1 protein-coding gene is annotated in these 246 nt (G+C 66.3%); it reads right to left on the reverse strand.

All coding sequences use genetic code 11. The features are described 5' to 3' along the window. A partial coding sequence (locus tag RMT89_RS44840; protein ID WP_315889501.1) for a DsbA family protein occupies positions 1-246 on the reverse strand: 246 nt, incomplete at both ends.

Here is a 246-nt window from a genome sequence, read left to right on the forward strand (position 1 = left end):
CGCCACATGCAGCGCGGGATCCGGCGGATGCAGCGGATAGTGCCGCCATTCCAAAGCGACCGCTTTCGGGTGGTCGGACTGCAGGCCCTTCATGATCGGAATGAGCATGGCCGTGTAGGGACAGGTGTAGCTGCCCCATATGATGAACCGCTCGGCCGCCGTGGCGGGACCGAGCAGCGGCGGCGGCGTCAATCCATCACCGGCGGGTTTGGATTTCGCGCTTGCGCGGGGCTTGGCGCTCAAGGC

This window comes from Streptomyces sp. P17 (assembly GCF_032436805.1).
In the GTDB taxonomy this organism is placed as follows: Bacteria; Actinomycetota; Actinomycetes; order Streptomycetales; family Streptomycetaceae; genus Streptomyces.